The organism is Ruegeria sp. BK1 (assembly GCF_056535645.1).
The window spans coordinates 550,142-568,032 of the sequence record NZ_JBQFIS010000001.1 but is presented as its reverse complement, the minus strand read 5'-3'; the positions used below and the strand labels follow the sequence as shown (position 1 = coordinate 568,032).

The following is a 17,891-nucleotide window of genomic DNA, read 5'->3' as shown; positions in this document are numbered from 1 at the left end:
GAGATGAGGCAGCACGCAGGTCGGGCTACTATCTTTCGTTGAAAGCACGGCCCAAAGTCGTCTGGACAGGTTTCAACATGTAGGACAACAGCGTTTGCTCCCCTGTCGTCATCTCGGCCACAACCGTCATCCCGGCCTGAAGTGGCCTTTCATAAGGTCCACGTCCCACATTGCCTTCAGCCAAAACAAAGGATGCGCGAAAATAGGTCTCGCCGGTCCTCTCATCGGTAAGCGGCATGGGGTAGACAGTTTGCAATCGCCCTTGGATCTTTCCGAACCTGCGCACATCGAATGTGTCAACGCTGACGGACACTGGCTGACTGGTATCCACATGACCGATATCCGCGTTTGGAATGCGTGCCTCAACCAATAGCGCGTCATGTGTTGGCGACAATTCGAACAGCACCTCACCTGGCGCAATGACCTCTCCCGGATTGGGATAGGCAGCAGCTTGAACGACTCCGCGGGCCGGAGCCACGATGGCCAGGCTTGCGATCTGAGCTCCCACTATTTTGAGAGCGGCAATAAGCTCTGCCCTTTCCTGATCCAGATCAGAAAGTTTCGTCAATACCTCTTCGCGCAGAGCCAGAGTTTCCTCTGCCATAGACGCGCGGGCCAAATTCAACGCATTTTCAGCCTGGGCCAACCGAACCCGCGCGTCCGATGCCGCAATTCGAACCGCTTCAACCTCATCTTCCTCTTCAAGATAGTCGCTCAGGGTTTTCAATCCACGTGCCCTAAGCTGTGCATATCTTGCCAGAAGATCTTGTTTTCTTTCGACCCGTGCTGCTGACAGTTCGGCTGCATCTTGCAAAATTCGCAGCGTCCCCTCTTGCTGCTGGATCGATACCTGATGGATCGTCTGGCTTTCAGAATACAGATCCAGCCTAGCCGCGGCATTGGTCAGGCCTCTACTCCTTATCTCATCAAGCGCGCGGTCACTTGGCAAAGTCTCGCTGTCTAGCATGGACAAAACGGTTTTGGCATTTTCGGTCTGACGAATAATTGCTGAAAGCTGACCCGTCATAATGTCCTGCTCACGCGAAAGGTCTGGATGGTCCAATTCCACCAAAAGTTGGCCCGCCTCGACCGTTTGGCCATTGCGCACATGAACGGCACTGACCACGCCTCCGTGCAGAGTTTCGATCTGAGCATAGTCCCCGAACGGCAAGATTGTCCCCGGGGCCCGCGTGATTTGAGGAACGTTGGTTTGCCCCGCCAGAACTAGTATCACGCCCAGAAAGCCCGAGATCGTCAGCGCCAAAAACGCGGCCACCCTTGGAGGTCGCATCCGACGACGATTTATTAAACGTGCCGTGGGACCGGAGGTCGAATTTTGTTGTGTCTGCTCTCTCATTTTATTTTTCCGTTGCCTGTAAAATGGCCTTCAACTTTCTGCGCCCGACCTCTCCGGTGTCATTCAAAACCACGCGCTCTCCGTTTAGAAACACAAAGCGATCTGCGATCGAAAGGAAGGACCGGTCCGCAGTTGCGATCACAACGGTGCTCCGCCTCTTTTGCTGTCGCACCCACTCCTTGAAGGCAGCACGGCGCTGATCTGACAAACCATTGGTCGGTTCCGAAAACAGATAAACCGATGAAGGGCGCGCCATGCTACGCGAAAGGGTCAGAGCCTTGAGGGTTTCATCTGGCAACTGCGCCAGGTGAGCGTCGGTCAGACGAGTTTCAAGACCATCTGGCAACAACTCCTGGTCCTGCGACAATCCCATCTGCGACAAGGCCGTTTCGATTTGGCAATCACTCAGTGACACAGACGCCAATCGAAAATTCTGTGCGATCGTGCCGTAGAACAGCTTTTTTTCAAAGGTCGCGTAAGTAACCGAAGTGCGCAGTTCGTCCCTGGCGATTTGCCGCAAGTCAACGTCATCATAAGATACAGTGCCCGCCAAAGGCGTAGCCAACCCGTCCATCAGGTCTAAGACCGCCGTTCGCACGGCTGCATCACTGCTCATGATTAAGGTGACTTCACCGGGATCACAGCTCAAACTCGCCTGCGACAGAAGCGGTGCATTCAGCGGATCTGGGCGAAAAGTGACGGCAGAAAACTGGATCGCGCCCTGAATGTCTTTGCGATGAGAATGCTCCAACCCCAGTTCAAGCTCTTCTGGCAATGAAAGCACCCGATCAGCCTGATTGCGGCTGTGACTGAAAATCAGGATTTGAGCCCAGCAACTACACAATGTCTGTACCGGGGCAAGAATTTTTGACACCAGAGCAATCACAGCGATTAAAGCGCCAAAACTGAGATCGCCATTCACCGCTGCATAAGCGCTGAGAATAATGGCCCCCACAGTGGCCAACGCTGTCATCGATTGGGACAAGGACTGCGTGAATGCCTGAAACACACGTGCACGCCGCGTTGCATCCTCTGCCGCTTCGGACAAAGACAAGCTGCGATCCAGCCATCTCTGTTGCAGTCCCAAGTCGCTCATCATGCGCTGGTGCAATATCGCCTGCTGCATTGCAGATTGACTTTTTGCAGCCGCATCTGAGGCTGCACTGTCCAGTCGCCGCTGTTCGGGGATGGTAACGAAACCGAGTATCACCAAAATAACAACAAGCCCAAGCGTCAACAATCCGACCTGAGGGGCAAGAAAAGTCAGGACGGCAAAGAAAATTAAAACGAAAGGCAAATCGAGCAAGCTGGTCATGATCTGGCCTGTGAACACGTCTCGCAGGGCTTCGAATTGCCTGAAACGAGAGAGCTGTTGGCTGATATCCGACTTCTGCAACTGCTGCAGGGGCAGCGACATCAGTTTGTGAAACAACGCAATCATGAGTTGGTGTTCGCCGCGCGCGCCGATATACGCCAATGCCCGTGTTCGCGCGTGTCGGAAACACATATCCGAGAGGCCGATAACCAAGACCGCAACAACCAATGACGTAAGCATTGCCACCGAACCCGATGGGATAACCTTGTCATAAATCGCCATGATCAAAAGTGGCGCAGCCAAGCCCAATAGATTGATGAGGAATGACGCAAGAAAAAGCCAAGGCAACATCGGCCTAAAGACTCGGAATGCCATACGAACAGTTTGCGGCGTACCATCCTCTTCGCGCCAAGCCTTCGATTCAATTCGGATGACCAAACACTTACGACGTTTTGGTGAGTGGTCTTTCGCGCCAGCCACCCGCAAAGACAAGCCGTTACGCCCCAAGGCGACGTACCACGGCCCGGTTTCGGGAATAACCAAAGCCGGGCAATCCGCGTCCACAATGGTGTCTTCCCGGCATCGAGTTTTGGTATAAGAAATTTTCAGCGTGTCGAGCACATCCAGAATGTCATCCTGATCTAGCCTTTCTGATTGATGTGGGAGTGCTTCCAGCAACGTGTTTAGGCTGCTTCGGCACCCTTGGTTGTAAAGCAGAGCGTCCAGCAGGCCGGTTGCTTTTTCTACTTCAAGCGTCGTCATGCGGCCCCCTTTTGCATGGCCTCTGATGTCAGCCTTTCAAGATCCGTATCCGCGACCCACGCTGCCATGTCGCGTGACTTGGTTGCATTTAGCCTGACGACCTGTGGCGCAAATTGCTTAAAACGCGGGTCGGGCGATGCCACTATAAGCGTCGGTCGCACTTCTAACTTAGCCAGATAATCTGCCAGCGCCTGTCGCTCAGCCGTATCAAGCACAGCGGTCGGCTCGTTCATTAGCAGGATGTGAGGCTGTAGAGCCAGTGCGCGCACCAATGCGATCAATTGCCGGTTCACCGGGTCGCGTTCGAACGCCGACCCAATTGTCATTGGGGTGTTGTACCCAAGCGGAAGGCGAAAAATCCGGCGTTCCAACCCCAATGCAGCGGCAACCGTCTTGGCGTTTTCGATCCGTTCGTGATCACCAAACGCACTTAGGTTTTCCAGCAAGGTACCTGAAAGGATAACCGGTTCGCTCTCCAGCGCGACCAACGCGTTTTCGCCGCGAAAGGCAACTCGTTTTTTGGCATCCACTTTGTCGAAAAGAATGCTTCCCTGATCCAGGTCGCACTGTCCCGTTAGCGCATCAAAAAAAGCGTCGACCATCCAGCTTTCCTCGGCTTCGATCAAAACGCCTCTATCGGCGCTGGCTGTAAAACTGACCGTTGAAAATGACGCACCGTTTCCATGCAAACGCCTGACCGAGACGTCCGAGGCCGTAACAACACCCGATAGCTTCCCGTCGCCAGACGTCGCGACCAGATGCGTTTCAAGCTCATTCATCTCTTTCAATCTGGACCAGGCGACAGTGATATTTTCAGCCTGGACCCACATTGCCATCAATTTGGTCAGCGGCTGCACGATCCGCCCATTCAGAAGCATACAGGCCGCCATTTCCGCGATACCAATCTGATTTCGGATCGCCAGATAAGCGCCCAACAAGCCCATTGCGGCCACCGATACCTGAGCAAAAACGGTGCCAAAACTCTGTGCGAAGCCGGCGAAACGTATCATTCGGCCGCTGATGTCGACTGTCTGATCCTCAAGCATCTCAAATCGCCGCGACATTTGCGGCTCCATCCGGTTAGCCTTGATTGTCTTCATGTTCGACAAAAGCTCGGACAAAAAGGCGTATCTGCGGGTGTCCAGCGTCTTACGCTGTCGGAACAAGTTCCATTGAGCACGTTTCATTACGGCCGCAAAAATCAGGACGATGCCAAAAGCACCCAATGGAACCAGAACGAGCCAGCCGCCAATCAATCCGATCAAGATTGCAAACATGAGCGTAAACGGCAGATCAATCGAAAGCGTTTGCCCTTGCCCCGCATAATGATCCCGAAGTTGCGCAATCGCAGCGTAGCGCTCGGCATAACTGCTGGGTGGCTCTTTGGCGAAGGTCAGGGTATTTGCCGTCAGAACCTGTCTCATAAAAAGGCTGTAGTTGGCGCGCGCCGCATCCTCTGCGGCGGTCGACAATAGAATGGATCGGCAATGTCGCAAAACAAGCTCAAACCCCGCACTGAACAGCAGAACGCCGGTCAGAACGTGCAGAGTTTCCATGGATTGGAATGGAATGATCCGGTCGAAAATCAACAGGATTGAGATCGGCATCAAAAGTGACAATACGTTCAAAGACAGGGAAGCCACCCAAACCGGAACACCCAACCGTGGCGTCAGTTTTCGTCCGATAAATTCGCTCGGTCCCATCCTATTGCTCACCCAGTTGCCTCGTCCAATCGGTTTGGCCTGAACCTATTGAAGAAGTGTAAACTCCGATCGAGAACTGTGGATTATTCCGTTTAATTTTTAAATACTTAAGTCGCAATCGCAGTAACAACCTATGGTACTGATGGGCCGGAATCAGGGGAACAAACGGGGATCAGATCAATGCAAAAAGCCGGGCAATATCTTGAGCATCAGATTAATTCCGCACAAACCGAACTGAACGACAAAGCCGAGATCGTCTCTCACGTTACGCGCGGCGTTTCGATCCAAGAGGATCCGACCCGTAGCACTTTGCACACAGGGGAACGGGTCGAAGGAACGATAGACGAAAGGCTGCATCAAAACGGTGCACCTGAGAAAGCAGACATGCCTTCTGCGCGCGACGACTTCATCAGCGCCGAACGCTCGCTTCCTCAAGCACAGGCCGTCATTGATGGCCAGAAAACTGTGCAAACGCGCGCTGCTCCAAATGCACCTGAAGCACCCTCTTCTTTTTCAGGATCCGCCAATGAGCCTTTTTCGAAGCTCAACACCTCAAACACGGAGGGCTCACCGACGGTTCCAGAAATTCCGGATGTTCCGCCAAGAATCGCTGCCCCGGTTTCCAGTGGTCCCAGCGCAGTGCCTCCTCCAGAACAGGAGGTTGACCTTGCGCCTGACGCGCTAAATCTGGACAAGGCGACCGTCGCAGAGAATGCGTCTGGTGCAGCGATTGGCACCCTCACCGTCATTGATCCAAATAGCAGCGACGCGCATGAACTTACCGTCTCGGACGATCGGTTTGAAACTATAGATGGAGAGCTGCGAATAAAACCCGAAGTATCGCTGGACCATGAAGATGCAGCCCAGATCGAAGTGGACGTGACGGCCACAAACGCGCATGGGTTCAGCTTGACGCAAACCTTCACCATCGAGGTGCTGGATGTGAACGAAGGGCCCGAGGGCGTTTCGCTCAGCAATTCAACTGTGGCAGAAAATGCAGCCGGTGCCGTGGTTGGAGAGATTTCGGTGATTGATCCGGACAAGAGCGACAGCCACAGCTTCGAAGTCTCGGACGACCGTTTCGAAGTTGTTGATGGAAAGTTACGCCTCAAGCCTGAGGTGGACATTGACTTTGAGACCACCCAACAGATCGAGCTTGAGGTGACAGCTATCGACGCCGGCGGGCTGAGTGTTTCTGAAACCTTCGTAGTGGATATCCAAGACATCAACGAAGCCCCGGTCGACTTGTCCATTGGCAATGCAACAGACAATCTGGTCGCAAACGGAAGCTTTGAAGAATTCGACCTCGACCGTGGCAGATGGCGCGGCTTCGACAATGACGACTCTGGGGGATGGACCGACGCTCATGGCCTTGAAATCTGGGACAATCTATGGGGGACCAAGGCTTCACATGGGGACCAATTGTTGGAGTTGGACCACGCAAGGGGCGTCGACAGTATTTCCCAGACGATTGAGACTGAAGACGGGCAGCTTTACGATTTGGGCATTGACCTGCGAGAGCGCCTATCCGGTGGCACCGACACGGTCGAAGTATATTGGAACGGACAGTTGGTCGGCGAACTGGATCCACAATCGTCCGATTGGGAAACGTTCCAGCTTCAGGTGGTCGGCTCTGGCCAGGACACGCTGGAACTCCGTGAACCAGAAAGTCAAAATGACAGCTACGGCGCCCTGGTCGACAACATCACCCTGACAGAGGCTCAGCTTTCGGTCGCAGAAAATACCGAAGGCGCCATCGTTGGGTATCCGAGTTTCACTGATCCCGATGCAAATGACATACACCGGTTCGAAGTTTCGGATGATCGGTTCGAAGTGGTCGGCAACCAGTTGCGACTGAAGCCTGGTGTCGCCTTGGACTATGAAGTAGCAGCCTCGATTGACATCGATGTATCAGTGATCGACGCAGGTGGTTTAAGCCGAACCGAGACAATCTCGATCACTGTTGCCGACATGCCCGAGGCTGCAATCGCCAGCAGTCTGGCGTCAAAAAACAATTCCGCAAGTCAAAGCTACTCAAAAGCCAAAAACCGTGATCAGGAAGTCCAACGCTCTTTCGATGAAAGCGCGCCGACCACCGCTTTGGAAACAGGTCCAGACAACCGGCCGGAAGGAGAAAGTTCAGACGCGCCCGAAATTCAGGTCAGCGGAATTCTCTCAGCCGAAGAAGGTGGAACTATAGCTCTAAAAATCGACATAGCGGAAGCCAGTGAGCGCGCGACGATTTTGTTGGACGGCGCACCCGAAAACACTCTCTTCGTTAGTGGCGAAGCCTCATTGTTATCGGATGGAGAAGTGGTCAATTTGGATGGCTGGGACCTTTCGAGTTTGGAAATTTCCCCACCCGCTGGATTCGAAGGTAGTATCAACCTCGAACTCGCAATCTCTGATCGCAACGATCCCGACTTAGTGGACAGAATAGAAATCCCCGTTCAACTCACTGTCGGAGGATCAGAACCAGCGGGCGCGGAGTCCGAAAGAATGGATGCATCTGTACTCGCCGACGCGGCGGAAACTGATATGGCCTCTCAACCTTGGGACATGGCACCGGAGGCTCAGGATATAGCCCAAGAAGCAGATGTCCTGTCCGAGACAGTGACACTACCTGACAGCCCGCAAGTTTCGGCACTAGATACACAAGTCTATGAGCGTTTCGACTGGTGAAGTAATTTTGGGCCAAGGCTGATCCAAATGGACGGCCTAGTTGGATCGTATGATTTTCGGCAGATCAGTAAGTCCATGTCCTTTTGCAGGCCTGTTACGCGGTTCCAGGATGGGAAACTCTACGAAAAATTCGGTTCCGACGCCTAGTGTGCTGTAGTAGTCGATCGTGCCACCAAACTGTTCCACGATTTCCTTGGAAATGTTCATTCCAAGACCTGTACCTCCGGCGTGGCGTTCATCAGATGAATCAATCTGCGAAAAGCGGTCGAAAACTTTGTCTCGGCTTCCCGCGGGGATACCGATCCCCTGATCCTTTACAAAAATCCGCACGCGGCCGCCAACCTGCTTGTAGCCGACGGTGATCGAGCCACCATCGAAAGAGAACTTGGCAGCATTCGAAATCATATTGGTCAGCACCTGAATCAGGCGCGATGTATCCCCGCGTATTTGCAGATCGGCTTGGCCGTCGACATTCTCTTCAATCACTACGTTATGGGCACTGGCATAGCCCAGATTGGCCGCAATGGCTTCTTGCACAAGAGGACGAACATCAATCGCAGTTTGCCGAAAGACCATCTCACCCGCTTCCATCTTCTGAATATCAAGTACGTCATTGATCAGCGACGCCAGCCGCTCACTGTTGCGCGCAGCCAGATCAACAAGTTTTTGCATCTTTTCAGGCACCTCGCCCATCGCGCCTGTGTTGATCAGGTCCAGCGATCCCTTGATAGAGGTCAGCGGCGTGCGCAATTCGTGACTAACCGTAGAAATGAACTGTGTCTTGGCGATATAGGCCGCCTTGGTACGTTCGTGCTCTTCCCTTAGTTTTTCAAGCTGCTCTAGATTTTTTCGATAAAGCTTAAGAAAGACCAGTGAACAGTCGATCAAAAAGTACATCACGAAGACGACCGTGAAGAAATGCAGCCAAAGTTCCGACGACAGGTCGGGTTGTTCAATCCAGATATCGGTAACGACGATCACCATGAACGACACGCCATACATGGCCAGCCGCACGATCATGGCCCAGACGAACTGATGGTTGTTCATCGCCGCAAAAAGCGCGGCCGCAAACAGGAAGAACAAGGGGGTGAAGTGCCCCCCCGACGGCTGTTTGAACGCAACTGACACCGCATAGAGGCAAATGGCAGCGGCGCTTAGGATCGTGTTCAGCAATATCCACGCGACCATCATCGCAATCGCGCGCCGTTCATCGCGCCGCAGGCGCGCCACACGTTTAGCAAGATACAGGTCTTGCGCTTCGCATATCAGGATCGTGCCATAGAACAGGATCGCGTTGAGCGAGTCGAAGAAGAAGCCCGTCAGAATGGTCGTCGCCAGAAAAATCGCTTGCCGCTGCCAAAGCAGCGCAAAGCTCATGGCGGTGTAGTCCTTGATGTTCTGTAGCAGCTGATCGACAGGCTCTTCCGAGAGCTCGATCGGCGGTGTCGTTTCTGTGATCGTCATCACGTCGTCTTCAATTGTGGCACTGTTCTCCTTGAACTACAGGCACAATGAGGACGCAGTTGGTCCGAAATTGGTTCACAGTTTGGCAATAGTCTCAAAACGCGATGTGTATTGTTAATAGTCACTGTTCTCATATCAGCATCAGTGACGGAGTCTAATATGACACAGTCCGGAAACACATGGCGGTAAGTTAACGATTTCATTGATTCTTTGCGTGTTTTGACACTAAATGTTTCTGCCCAGGGGCCAATGAACCTGAAGGATGAGCAGCATGACCGCAATTGGTATGCAGGAAATGAGGCAGGCCGACGTGACACCGGTTTCGGCCCGACTGGCAGAAAAGCCCGTATCGTTGTTGCAATTCGCCCGATCAGCCGGGCGCAACATGCTTGAGGTTATCCCGATTGAGACGATTCAGCAGACCTATGTGCGTGGTCCGTTGAACATCCATTATATATGCGACCCCGAAATGGTGACCGAATTGCTTGTTGGCAAAGGCCGCCGTTTTCCAAAGGCCAAGTTCACCAAAGACATCATCGGCTCCGCCGTTGGCAATGGTCTGATCCTGTCCGAAGGTGAGAAATGGCGCAAACAACGACAGCGCTACTCGCCGCTTTTCGCGGCCCGGAACTTGCCTGTCTTGTCGCGCCACTTTGCCGAAACTGGCTCCGAGATCGCCGCGTCGTTAGCTGAGAACGAAGGTCCTGTGGACATAGCGCAGGTCGCACCGGCTTCGACGCTGACGAATATCTCTCGTGTGATCTTTTCCGGCAATGAAGAGGTCAGCTCCGAACAAATCCGCGTGGGTTTGATCGCCTATTTTAACTATATTTCCGATATCTCTCTGTTCGACCTGATGGGCCTGCCCAAATGGCTGCCCCGCCGCAAATGGCTGCGCAGCACCGCCCCCGTCACTACGATGCGCGATTTGGCACGCACTGTGATCGAGCAGCGCCGCGCCGAAGGCCGAGAGGAGCCGCAAGATTTCCTAGACCTGATGATCAACGCGCTTAAGGAAGACTTCGAAGATCTGGAAACCACGGTCGACAACCTGCTGACCTTTGTTGTCGCGGGGCATGAGACTTCGGCCAATGCGATGGCTTGGGGATACTACCTGCTGGCGCTCTACCCCGAGATGCAGCACAGAATCCGGGATGAGATTCGAACAGCCTGCCCTGAAGACAAAATCGAATTCTCGCATCTCGAACACATGCCGCTGTTGCGCGCGCATATCAAAGAGACGTTGCGCCTGTACCCTTCGGCTGCGTTTTTTGCGCGGGATGCTGAGGAAACAGTGGAGATCAAAGGGATCAAGATCGAACCAGGTGACGCGTTGTTTTTTCCGGTCTATTCACTTCACCGCAATGAAAAGCTGTGGGAAGAGCCTGATCAGTACAGACCCCAACGCTTTTTGGGTGCTCCGCCTCCGCGTGGGCAATATATCCCCTTCGGTGATGGCCCTCGCATCTGTATTGGCGCGCAATATGCCGAGACCGAGATTATGGTTCTGATGGCGTCGGTTCTGCGAGACATTCATTTCTCGATGTCATCGGCTCCGATGCCCGAGCCGGTCCTGACGTTCACCATGCGCACCAGCGGTCCCATGATGTTGAACGCGGCCCGCGCCTGAGGCCCAAGCCTTACTTGCGGGCCAGATAGGTCTGGCTGCCGTACATCTCCTGCAAAACGGTCTCGAACAGGCTGGTACGTGGCCTGTCCATCTTCACCACGTTAGATTTGCTAGGCAGTTCTGCCTCGGGCGCTTCGACCTTGCGAAGGGCCACTTCCCGTTCCTGCACCTTTTCGATCGCGTTATTCATTGCTGAGAATGCCCCTGACTTGGAAATAGACCGCATGGCAATAGCGGCTCCTTTGACAGCCCGAACCGACCCCGAGACACCTCGGTCCGCCAGCATCGCGCCAAAAAGCTGGTTCAATTCTTCTTCGGCAGGCAGGTCGGATGCGGCCTCGCGGCCATGCACGACGACGAGAAACACGCCGCTACCCCGGTACGAGAACACTGCTTGCGATAGCTTGGTCGTCTTTTCGATGGAGCGTCCCAAATCGGAAATCGCACGGCGGAACGCACTGAAATCGTTAAGATCGAACCGGAAGTCAGCATCCTGAAGTTTGACGGCAACGACCCATGAATCGTACAGACATCCCCGCGAAAGTTGTTCGATGTAATTGTCGAACTCAACATATCGTAGGCACCGTTCGAGCCCGTCGATTGACAATGGATCATCAAAGCTGAACTGCTGTGTACTGTCAAGTTCAGCCCGAAGGCTCTGCACCGAGGCCGAGCTGCGGCGCGCCTTGATACGTTCTTGCATCAAAAGATGCGCCGCGTTCATCCGGCTGCGCAGCTCGAAGAAATCAAACGGTTTGGTAACATAGTCGAACGCGCCTTCCAGAAACGCTTCTTCCACATGTTTTCTATCGCTCATCGCGGTCAGCATGATCGCCGGCGCATCGGCATGTTCGGGCATTTGTCGAATACGCCGCAGCAATTCGATTCCGTTAATACCGGGCATTTGAATATCCAGCAGGAAACAGTCAAACGGCGTTCCGGTGGCTTCGATCAGCGCCAGGGCTTCAGTGGCCGAGGATGCAGCTGAAATATCACAATTCTCAAACTCGGCCAGCGCGGCCTGCAACAGCTCCAGAATGCTGGGTTCATCATCAACCACCAAGACGCGCAGCTTGGTCTGTTGCAACGCGCGGATTTCCAGTTTCCGCTGGAACTGTTCACTGTCCGGGTTGGAGTGTTTCATGACTGGTAAACCGTTTTCAACTTGTTTAACGGTCCCAACCTATTGAACGACTAGGACAAAACCGCGGCGAAAACGGTAAAAAACGCCGCGAAACGTGTTCATTTCTGGGCCTTATTTTGTCAAAACCGGCCACTGGCCTCGCATCAAGAGACAAGGAACACGCAGGCCAACCCCGTGTTTAACATGCTTTCCAGCACCTTAACTGCGCTCTATGGCGATTGCCGATTGATATTGAACAAGACCGACTGGCTATAGGTCCCTTCGATCGAGAACTTCGCCCCAACCGGCGCGGCCCCTACCCCAAGCCGTCGCGACCAGCGCGCCCAGACTGACGGTACAATTCCAAGAATACGCGTCGCCCCACCCTCGGCGGCTGTCACAGTCATTTGATAGAACAACTCTTGTTGCACGGCCATACGACGTGAGGACGGCACGCTGTCAGTGATGAAAAACCGCGATGCCTCCCACACATTGGGGGCAACTGGAGCCTCGAAAAAAAGGACATCCGTTGGCATACCCGGCAAATTCCCCTGCTGCGCATCCCGCAACATATAGGAGTAAATCCCGCAGCGCGCGGTTGTCGGCAAAAGGCGCACGCCGCCCAGAACCTCGCCGAATTCATGCAGAACGACCCAGCGACAGGCGGGTGTGTCGTATTGATCGAACTCCATGCCATCTACCTGCCCGATCTGCCAGTTCAGGCGGTCGATGAAAATCGACTTGCGGGTTTCCAGATACTTGGACAGCAGCGTGCCATATTCATGCATGTTGCGAAAACTCATCGTCGTCGCACGAATCTCACCCAGCTTTTCCTGACGGGACGGCTGGCTTCGCTTGAGCGAAAACAACCGTCGCCGCGGCGCAGGCTTGGGCGCAGCCGCAGCGTCATTGGCAGGCTCAAGGTCCGGAAAAACTTTGGACGCCGGGTAGGCCTGCTCGTACTGGAGTGGTCGATCCATATTTTGCTCTTATTTTTGACACACTTATGCCAAGATGCCGAACACCAAGTCTACAACTTAGTGCTGTTCGCCTTATGATTGAAGCCCATGTGTGGCCAAATCACCTCCACCCTTCATTTTTGGCTGCTAAATTTTAGTTTATTCGCCATTTTGTTTGATTTTTTTGTGGATTTCCTGCGCCAGATGCAGACAGTTAGCCGCTCACAACTCTTTGAACACAAGAGAATTTTCTGGGTTTTCCAACTAACTGGGTGGAACTTGGAGCGGCAAACATGAATTTTTCGCGATCACGACACGTCAACTTCGTTGCAACAGGGTGAGAAAGTTCCTACCCGAGCGGTCGAAATGATTGGCAAATTCCATGTTGATCCTAATGTTCATTAAATCCGCGCTTAATGAAAAAATGATTAATCGGACACATAGGCGCCTCTGACCCGTCAATCTTTTGCCGTTTTTCTCGGACAGCCTGAACGCACCTGAAAATCCACTCGCCTGCCGTCCTTTGCCGGAAGTCTGCAAAGCAAAAGGATGGTTCGGTGGCAAAACCTGGTGATTTGTTATGCGTATACTTGCCGTAGACGACGACCCAAGCATTCTTGAGCTGTTGATCTGTGTATTGGGCGCCTTCGGTTATGAAGACGTGGTAACCGCGCGCAGCGGTCAAGAGGCGATTAAAGTCCTGTCCGAAACGGATCAGGTATTCGACTGTCTGCTGCTTGATGTGCAAATGCCCGAGATGAACGGTATTACTTTGTGCGAAGAAGCGCGCAAAGTGCCGGATTATCGCTTTACCCCAATTATCATGGTCACCGCCATGGTGCAGAAACAGTATATCGACGAAGCGTTCGAGGTTGGCGCCACGGACTACGTCACCAAACCGTTCGAGTTTGCCGACCTAAAACAGCGTCTTTCGGATGCGTATCGACTGGCTGCCGAACGGCGTGCCGCGATCGAAGTGCTCGAGGCGGATGTCTACGCGCAAAACGATTCCGAGGTGAATCCGAATTTCCGCCTGAGCGATCCGCTCTATTTCGGCGATCTGCCTGGCTGCATAGGTCTGGCCGAGTTCGAAAATTACGTGGTTCAACTGGCAACCATGCACGCCAGAACGTCCAAAATGCTGGCCATCAAGGTCAACGAAGTCGAAGAGATCTTCGGCCTCAGCACATCAACCGAATTCCGCGAGATCATGGCGGTTGCAGGCGAGGCGCTACTGACATCCTCCAAGGATGGCCGCAACTTCGCGACCTATTGGGGCAATGGTGTGTTCCTTCTGATTCACGACCGCAAAAAGGGCCTGAACGCGCAAGAACTGAGCTTGCGCCTGTCACGCCTGCCTGGCACCGACGCCGGAGAGCTTCTGGCTAATGCGGGTATATCATACCACGTCGGTGAGGACGTCTCGCTGAATGCTTCGTCGAAGATGGAAGCTCTGTTCCTGATCGACAAGGCTGTTGAACTTTCAGAAATTCAGGATGGCCCTTTGGTCAGGTTCGGCTGAACCCTTTCTTCTGAAACTGAAAAATCTCGCAAGGCCGGGCTGACCACAGGTTTGCCCGGCTTTTCGTCGTTCAATTCGACCAAGATGTATCATGAGTGGCGGGGAGACAGGGATTCGAACCCTGGGGACGCTCTCACGCCCAACGGTTTTCAAGACCGCCGCATTCGACCACTCTGCCACCTCCCCGCGTGGGGCTGGGTCTAAGGCCAAGCGAAACCGGTGGCAAGTGCAAATAGGGAAAACTTGCTCAAGCCTGTCCAGCAGACTTTCCATGCTCCTTTGCTCGGGTTATGATCAACGGTGAAAAGACCGAAACACGCTGGCCTTTGAGAACCGGCAAACGGCAGTGGGGCATTGTGAACCAAGCCCTTTCAGGCAAGGGATGAGATAATGGATCGAGCGATTGTGACACGCGCAAAACCGCGGGCGTTGGTGGTTTTTGCTGTGGCGCTTACAGTTCTTGTAGGTTGCGACGAAACGCTGTCTTCGGATGAGGCTTCTTCGGACGCGGACAGCAGTCCGCGCGGCAGTGACTCGGTAGAGCTGTTTCCCGATGCGACCGGAAACACACGCGAGGATGTCGAAGCCCCCGAGGTTTTCAACGTCACCGAAGCCGGGTTGTGGGATGGACGCCCGTCATTGGGCGGTATCTGGGTCGCGCACCCGGATGTTACCCAGCCCGAACGTGTACGCATAACAAACACCGCAAATAACAAGTCCACCACAGGCGCCCTGTTCCGCCGCGAACGCAACCTTCCTGGTCCCGCGTTGCAGCTTTCTTCCGCTGCCGCCGAGAAGCTGGGTATTTTGGCCGGCGCGCCCACGCGAGTGGACGTTGTCGCTCTGCGTCGCAAACCGGTAGAGCCTGTCGCAGCCGAACCTGAACCCGAAGCTGCGGAAGAACCCGCCGCCGAGCCCGAGCAGGAAGTGGTTGAAAGCGCGGCGGTTGACGTCGAAGCCGATGGCGAGGCGGCGGTTGAAGACAAACCCAAGCGCAAATGGTGGCAAAAGAAGGAAACCGCAGCCGTCGCAGGGGCTGCCGCTGCTGCTGGCGCGGCAACCGCCGATGCCGCAGATACGGCGGTTGATACAGCGACCGAAACGGCCGCCGACACAGCCGAGGTCGCTGCAGCCGCTGCGGCTGCGCCGTCTCTGACTGACCCCGAAGTGACACCTCCCGCCGATGCCGCACCAAAACGGAAGTGGTGGCAGAAGAAAGAGGTCGATGAAATCACCGAAACGCCCTTGGACCCGATTGAGGGCGCCGCAGCGGCGATTGAAGCCTCGGACCCGACTCCTGTGGCGGCCGAAGCCCCAGCTTCCGGCCCGCTGTCAAAACCATATGTGCAGGTGGGTACGTTCGGGGTCGAAGCCAATGCCAAAAGCGCCGCCGACAAGATCCGCAGGAACGGTCTGAGCGCCGAGGTGCGAGAATTGAAGACCGATGACAAGATCGTCTGGCGCGTGGTGGTTGGCCCCGCGTCCACGCGGGCCGAGCGCAATGCCATTCATCGCGATGTCAAGGATCTGGGCTTTTCAGACGCCTTCACCGTCAAAAACTGAACCCGAAAGGAGGTGCCGCTATGCTGTCCTCACTACGCTCAACTGTTCTGACCCTCGGACTGGTAATGTTTGCTCTGCCCGCCCAGGCTTTCGATACGACGGCCAGGGCGGCCTATGTGATGGATCAGACGACCGGCACGGTCCTTTTGTCCAAAGACGCCGATCAGCCCCTGCCCCCGGCGTCGATGTCCAAACTCATGACGCTGTATGTGGCCTTCGAGGCCCTGCGCGACGGACGTCTGACGTTGGATGAGACCCTACCCGTTTCCGAACACGCCATGAGCTATGGTGGCTCGACCATGTTCCTGAACACATTGGATCGCGTCACAGTCGAGGATTTGCTGCGCGGTATCATCGTGCTGTCGGGCAACGATGCCTGCGTGGTGATCGCCGAGGCGCTCAGCCCCGACGGGACCGAGGCCGGGTTTGCCCGCCACATGACGCAGCGCGCGAAACAGCTGGGCATGGACAATTCTACCTTTGCCAATTCCAACGGCTGGCCCGCTGCCGGTCACATGATGTCAGTCCACGATCTGGCCGTTCTGGCAGATCGCCTGATCAGTGATTTTCCTGAATACTATCCTCTGTTCGCCGAGGAAGAGTTTGAATTCGATGGCCGCGCGCCCTCAAACAAACGCAACCGCAATCCGCTACTGAAACTGGGGATAGGCGCGGACGGCCTGAAGACTGGCCACACGCAAGAGGCAGGCTATGGCCTTGTCGGCTCGGCCAAACAGGGGGACCGCAGGGTGATCTTCGTGCTCACCGGTCTGGATAGCACCGCCACGCGCGCAGAGGAGGCTGAGTCCGTGGTTAACTGGTCGTTTCGAAATTTTGTCGAGAGGACAGTTGCCAACAAAGACGCGCCGATAGCCGAGGCCGAAGTTTGGATGGGGGCGCAAAGGACGGTTGGCCTTGTACCCGAAGACGATCTAAACATCCTACTGCCGGTTCTGGGCGACGAAAACGTGGCTGCCGAGGTCGTCTATGACGGCCCGATCAACGCTCCGATTGCCAAGGGTCAGAAACTGGCCGAACTGGTCATCAAGCCTGAAGGTCTGCCCGAAATTCGGCGTCCTCTGGTCGCGGTACAGGATGTGGCCGCGGGTGGTTTTCTGGTTCGGATGATGACCGTCGGAGGGATCGTTCTGACCGATGTGATCGGCAACCCTCTGGACGCATTTTGACAAGGGCACCGCGTGTTTCTGACATTTGAAGGCATTGATGGGTCGGGCAAGTCCTCGCAGGCGCGTATGCTGGCCGATCACTTGCGCGGATTGGGCCGCGACGTTGTTCTGACCCGCGAACCCGGCGGTTCAGCCGGGGCCGAGGAAATCCGCAGGCTGGTATTGGAAGGTGATCCCGACCGCTGGTCAGCCGAGACAGAGCTGCTGCTGTTCACTGCCGCCCGCCGCGACCATCTGGAACGAACCATTGAACCCGCGCTGGCGGCTGGAAGAGTCGTGATCTGCGACCGGTTCGCCGACAGCACGCGCATGTATCAGGGCATGTCACGTGGCAATCTGCGCCCTGTGGTGGATCAGTTGCACAAGCTGATGATCGGGCGCGAACCCGACCTGACACTGCTGATCGACATGGACCCCGAAATCGGCCTTTCTCGCGCCAAGGGGCGGCAAGGCACCGAGGAACGGTTCGAGGATTTCGGCCTGGAGTTGCAGCAAAAGATGCGCGCAGGGTTTTTGGCGCTGGCCGATGAGTTCCCGGACCGTTTTCGCGTGATCGATGGCAACCGGGACATGGACAGTGTGGCCCGCGATGTGACAGATATCGTCCTGCAATCCTTGTGACGG

The 17,891-nt window shown here is 54.8% G+C and carries 12 protein-coding genes and 1 tRNA gene; 6 read left to right on the top strand and 7 right to left on the bottom strand.

What is annotated here, in order from left to right:
- Nucleotides 1-28: 28 nt before the first annotated feature.
- The 3 genes from ACR3E7_RS02785 to ACR3E7_RS02775 all read right to left on the bottom strand — a co-directional run bounded on the left by ACR3E7_RS02785 (nt 29) and on the right by ACR3E7_RS02775 (nt 5,137).
- On the bottom strand, nt 29-1,276 hold the full coding sequence (locus tag ACR3E7_RS02785) for an HlyD family type I secretion periplasmic adaptor subunit (RefSeq protein ID WP_480503084.1): 1,248 nt from the start codon (nt 1,274-1,276) through the stop codon (nt 29-31).
- 82 nt (nt 1,277-1,358) lie between these two features.
- Nucleotides 1,359-3,434, bottom strand: a complete 2,076-nt coding sequence (locus ACR3E7_RS02780; RefSeq protein WP_480503085.1) for an ABC transporter transmembrane domain-containing protein — start codon at nt 3,432-3,434, stop codon at nt 1,359-1,361.
- Complete coding sequence (locus ACR3E7_RS02775) at nt 3,431-5,137, bottom strand: ABC transporter transmembrane domain-containing protein (protein ID WP_480503086.1); 1,707 nt, start codon at nt 5,135-5,137, stop codon at nt 3,431-3,433. The genes ACR3E7_RS02780 and ACR3E7_RS02775 overlap by 4 nt, the downstream gene beginning before the upstream one ends.
- Before the next feature lie 180 nt (nt 5,138-5,317).
- Here ACR3E7_RS02775 and ACR3E7_RS02770 point away from each other — a divergent pair, with 180 nt between their 5' ends.
- A complete protein-coding gene (locus ACR3E7_RS02770; RefSeq protein WP_480503088.1) occupies nt 5,318-7,819 on the top strand; it encodes a cadherin repeat domain-containing protein in 2,502 nt (833 codons plus the stop codon).
- Nucleotides 7,820-7,855: 36 nt separating this feature from the next.
- Here ACR3E7_RS02770 and ACR3E7_RS02765 read toward each other — a convergent pair whose 3' ends face one another.
- A complete protein-coding gene (locus ACR3E7_RS02765) occupies nt 7,856-9,283 on the bottom strand; it encodes a sensor histidine kinase (RefSeq protein ID WP_170769311.1) in 1,428 nt (475 codons plus the stop codon).
- Nucleotides 9,284-9,554: 271 nt separating this feature from the next.
- On the opposite strand from ACR3E7_RS02765, the gene ACR3E7_RS02760 reads away from it, so the two are divergent.
- On the top strand, nt 9,555-10,913 hold the full coding sequence (locus tag ACR3E7_RS02760) for a cytochrome P450 (RefSeq protein WP_480503090.1): 1,359 nt from the start codon (nt 9,555-9,557) through the stop codon (nt 10,911-10,913).
- A 10-nt stretch (nt 10,914-10,923) separates the two neighbouring features.
- On the opposite strand, the gene ACR3E7_RS02755 is transcribed toward ACR3E7_RS02760, so the two are convergent.
- Both ACR3E7_RS02755 and ACR3E7_RS02750 read right to left on the bottom strand, forming a co-directional pair.
- Nucleotides 10,924-12,057 carry a response regulator gene (locus tag ACR3E7_RS02755; protein ID WP_480503092.1) on the bottom strand — a complete coding sequence of 378 codons (1,134 nt, stop codon included), beginning with the start codon at nt 12,055-12,057 and terminating at the stop codon, nt 10,924-10,926.
- 209 nt (nt 12,058-12,266) lie between these two features.
- Nucleotides 12,267-13,016 carry an acyl-homoserine-lactone synthase gene (locus ACR3E7_RS02750; RefSeq protein WP_170769308.1) on the bottom strand — a complete coding sequence of 250 codons (750 nt, stop codon included), beginning with the start codon at nt 13,014-13,016 and terminating at the stop codon, nt 12,267-12,269.
- 559 nt (nt 13,017-13,575) lie between these two features.
- Between ACR3E7_RS02750 and ACR3E7_RS02745 the strand changes: the two genes are divergently transcribed.
- Nucleotides 13,576-14,517, top strand: a complete 942-nt coding sequence (locus tag ACR3E7_RS02745; protein ID WP_480503094.1) for a response regulator — start codon at nt 13,576-13,578, stop codon at nt 14,515-14,517.
- Nucleotides 14,518-14,613: 96 nt separating this feature from the next.
- Here ACR3E7_RS02745 and ACR3E7_RS02740 read toward each other — a convergent pair.
- Nucleotides 14,614-14,703, bottom strand: a tRNA-Ser gene (locus ACR3E7_RS02740).
- A gap of 204 nt (nt 14,704-14,907) precedes the next feature.
- Here ACR3E7_RS02740 and ACR3E7_RS02735 point away from each other — a divergent pair.
- The 3 genes from ACR3E7_RS02735 to tmk are packed head-to-tail and all read left to right on the top strand — an operon-like array spanning nt 14,908 to nt 17,888.
- Complete coding sequence (locus tag ACR3E7_RS02735) at nt 14,908-16,080, top strand: SPOR domain-containing protein (RefSeq protein ID WP_480503096.1); 1,173 nt, start codon at nt 14,908-14,910, stop codon at nt 16,078-16,080.
- Between the two features lie 20 nt (nt 16,081-16,100).
- Nucleotides 16,101-17,267 carry a D-alanyl-D-alanine carboxypeptidase family protein gene (locus tag ACR3E7_RS02730; RefSeq protein WP_480503097.1) on the top strand — a complete coding sequence of 389 codons (1,167 nt, stop codon included), beginning with the start codon at nt 16,101-16,103 and terminating at the stop codon, nt 17,265-17,267.
- Between the two features lie 12 nt (nt 17,268-17,279).
- On the top strand, nt 17,280-17,888 hold the full coding sequence (gene tmk, locus ACR3E7_RS02725; RefSeq protein ID WP_480503099.1) for a dTMP kinase: 609 nt from the start codon (nt 17,280-17,282) through the stop codon (nt 17,886-17,888).
- The last annotated feature ends 3 nt before the right edge of the window (nt 17,889-17,891 follow it).

Coding starts and splice junctions, on each gene's coding strand:
- ACR3E7_RS02750 (WP_170769308.1), bottom strand. CDS start 13,016: ATGGATCGACCACTCCAGTACGAGCAGGCCTACCCGGCGTCCAAAGTT.
- ACR3E7_RS02730 (WP_480503097.1), top strand. CDS start 16,101: ATGCTGTCCTCACTACGCTCAACTGTTCTGACCCTCGGACTGGTAATG.
- ACR3E7_RS02755 (WP_480503092.1), bottom strand. CDS start 12,057: ATGAAACACTCCAACCCGGACAGTGAACAGTTCCAGCGGAAACTGGAA.
- ACR3E7_RS02770 (WP_480503088.1), top strand. CDS start 5,318: ATGCAAAAAGCCGGGCAATATCTTGAGCATCAGATTAATTCCGCACAA.
- ACR3E7_RS02765 (WP_170769311.1), bottom strand. CDS start 9,283: ATGACGATCACAGAAACGACACCGCCGATCGAGCTCTCGGAAGAGCCT.
- ACR3E7_RS02745 (WP_480503094.1), top strand. CDS start 13,576: ATGCGTATACTTGCCGTAGACGACGACCCAAGCATTCTTGAGCTGTTG.
- ACR3E7_RS02760 (WP_480503090.1), top strand. CDS start 9,555: ATGACCGCAATTGGTATGCAGGAAATGAGGCAGGCCGACGTGACACCG.
- ACR3E7_RS02775 (WP_480503086.1), bottom strand. CDS start 5,137: ATGGGACCGAGCGAATTTATCGGACGAAAACTGACGCCACGGTTGGGT.
- ACR3E7_RS02780 (WP_480503085.1), bottom strand. CDS start 3,434: ATGACGACGCTTGAAGTAGAAAAAGCAACCGGCCTGCTGGACGCTCTG.
- ACR3E7_RS02735 (WP_480503096.1), top strand. CDS start 14,908: ATGGATCGAGCGATTGTGACACGCGCAAAACCGCGGGCGTTGGTGGTT.